4 protein-coding genes are annotated in these 2,732 nt (G+C 38.5%); 1 reads left to right on the forward strand and 3 read right to left on the reverse strand.

The features are described from left to right. Window positions 1–4: 4 nt before the first annotated feature. From rimJ to ubiT, 3 genes are all read right to left on the reverse strand, one after another. Window positions 5–598, reverse strand: a complete 594-nt coding sequence (gene rimJ / locus BT797_RS09935) for a ribosomal protein S5-alanine N-acetyltransferase (RefSeq protein WP_045111664.1) — start codon at window positions 596–598, stop codon at window positions 5–7. A 12-nt stretch (window positions 599–610) separates the two neighbouring features. Then, complete coding sequence (locus BT797_RS09940; RefSeq protein ID WP_075471921.1) at window positions 611–1,195, reverse strand: NADPH-dependent FMN reductase; 585 nt, start codon at window positions 1,193–1,195, stop codon at window positions 611–613. 272 nt (window positions 1,196–1,467) lie between these two features. Continuing rightward, complete coding sequence (ubiT, locus tag BT797_RS09945; protein WP_045112659.1) at window positions 1,468–1,995, reverse strand: ubiquinone anaerobic biosynthesis accessory factor UbiT; 528 nt, start codon at window positions 1,993–1,995, stop codon at window positions 1,468–1,470. A 173-nt stretch (window positions 1,996–2,168) separates the two neighbouring features. Here ubiT and BT797_RS09950 point away from each other — a divergent pair. Then, the coding region (locus tag BT797_RS09950) for a peptidase U32 family protein (RefSeq protein WP_139291996.1) at window positions 2,169–2,732 on the forward strand (564 nt) is incomplete at its 3' end.

Here is a 2,732-nt window from a genome sequence, read left to right on the forward strand (position 1 = left end):
CTAATTATTTTATCACTCGCTTACTCAGCGTTTTACGCGCTAACCAATCTTCTTGTAATAATGCAGTTAAGACATGATCTTGCCAGCGTCCAGCGATTTTAAGGTATTTTCGAGCATACCCCTCACGTTCAAAGCCAAGCCGCTGTAATAACGCGCCACTGCGCTCATTTTCAGGTATATAATTAGCCATCACACGATTAAGTCCCATATTTTCAAACATGAACTCTAAGCAACACTGTAAAAATTCAACCATTAAGCCCTGCCCTTCATAACACTTTGCAATTGAATAGCCGAGATAGCAGGATTTAAATACGCCTTGAATTATATTACTGAAGTTAGCAACCGCAACAATTTCGGATTTATCAGTCGTCATGGCAATAAAATTGACTGCGCTCGCATCATTAAACTCTGCATGAATTTGCTTAATACGAAGCTGCCACCAACGTAACGTATAATAAGCGTCACTCCGAATAGGCTCCCAAGGTGTTAAATGTATCTGATTACGTACATAATATTGACGCAGCATTTCACTATCGCTCTCCATGGCAACACGGATGACTAAACGCTTAGTTACAAATTCAGGGAATTTTGATGACATCCAACACCTCAGCTAACACTTAGCAAGATGTAGCCTTGTTAAAGATAATAAACCACCATTATCAACTAGCTGCTTCATCAAGCCTAAATTAGCCAGTATACGTTCTACTAAAGGAGTTTCAAATGGATAATAAGCTTCTTTGCAATTATTAACCGACTCAATCGTCGCCACAATAAAATGTTCCAAAATCAAACAAGTACGATTTTTACGGAAATTGGCCATCCACAGCTCAGTGGACGAGTACGCGCCACGACAATTACTACCAACACGCAATACTGTTCCCGGTAATAAAGGTAAATTATCATATTCACAAAAAGCATAGAAATTATCTAGGCTTTCTTCTTCCCATTCAGGACTGACAATGATGACTGCGTCTGCAGCCCGCATTAATTGCGCTGTAGCCAACCACTCTTCTTGCCAATCAGAAATTTCATTTTTTATAGCTTTATCCCAAATAGGCAAGGTTACTTTTACAAAGTCCAATAAATTAACTTTGCTGAATAATTGCGACTGTTCGGCTAATTGCAATACTGATTGTGCAACCTTAATGGTTGTCGACCTGTTTCGGGTACTGCCGCTTATAACAACTAGTCTCACTTTATGCTCCTTGCATCAAAGATATTCACTACTAAATCACTTCCATATCCATATGGAATTAGCATTAATCTATTGATGATATGGGGGAAGTGCGAGCGGGGTCTATAGTGATAGCTCAAAGCAATACTATAACCATACTAAGGCATGACCACCGAATATAATAAATGGCTGATATAAAACGAATACCCACTTCGCTGCTACATACTTATAAATATATGATGGGTATTCTCGATGCTTTATAGGTTAAAATAAGTAAGCTGGATCTCCAAGATTCAAGTGGTCACATTAGCTTTTACTGCACCGCTGAATTCAGGCTCAACCAAACCTTGCTGAATAAAATCAGCTAAATAAGTCAACAATGTTGTTACTGGTTTTGGTAATTCATCGAGGTCAAAACTATCAAGCATATTTTTGACTTCGAGACCTAGTTCAGTATCACCTTCAATTTTTAAACGGCGTTGGAAAAACAATGTGTCAGGATCTTCTTTACGTGCGGTAATTAACACTAACTCATTCAAATTACCTTTAAAGCTAACGTCAACTGATTCTGCTTTTGGCGCAATAACAAGTTTATTATCTTTACAACTGATAAACCAATTAATGCCTAAATCAGTGATTTCAACTTGCAGCCACTTTTGCTCAAGAAACTCAAACTCATCATCCTCTAACCCTTCAGAAAATACCCGATTAAGCACTTGTGAGAGTACTTTCTCTTGCAGTGAAAAGGGTAATATTTTAGCTGGTATCGCTAATAACCCAGGAACAGTATGTACCAATTTACGATGTAGAGTATGTAGCATCAGAATATGCTCCTTGAATAAAAATAGTATTTTAACGTGCCATCAGCGACCATATCCTAAGCAAAGTCAATTTAAAGTAGATTAATTCAGATAATCCTGCCCTAAATCAAATCCAATAAAACATCGATGCCTTACAATTTTTCTCAAGATTCATCGTTCAAGATACTATAACAATGGAATTACTCTGCCCTGCTGGTAATTTACCGGCATTAAAAACAGCGGTTGATAATGGCGCTGACGCTGTTTATATCGGTTTTAAAGACGATACCAATGCCCGTCATTTCGCTGGTTTGAACTTTACTGATAAAAAACTAGATAAAGCGGTCGATTATATTCGCAGTCATGATCGTCATTTACACGTGGCCATCAATACCTTTGCTCACCCAGGAAAATTAGAACGTTGGGAACGCGCCGTTGATCGTTGCGCTGACATGGGGGTAGATGCCGCTATTATCTCTGATGTAGCAGTACTTGACTACGCAACCAAAAAATACCCAGATTTAGAGTTACACCTATCCGTGCAAGCATCAGCAACAAATGTGGAAGCCATTAATTTTTATACTAATAATTTTAATGTCAGTCGGGTAGTATTACCCCGCGTATTATCCATTCATCAAGTAAAACAATTGGCCCGTAATACCGATGTTGAACTCGAAGTATTTGCCTTTGGTAGTTTATGCATCATGGCCGAAGGTCGCTGCTACCTATCATCTTATTTAACTGGCGAATCACCAAAT

Source organism: Moritella viscosa (assembly GCF_900120065.1).
Classification (GTDB): Bacteria; Pseudomonadota; Gammaproteobacteria; order Enterobacterales; family Moritellaceae; genus Moritella; species Moritella viscosa.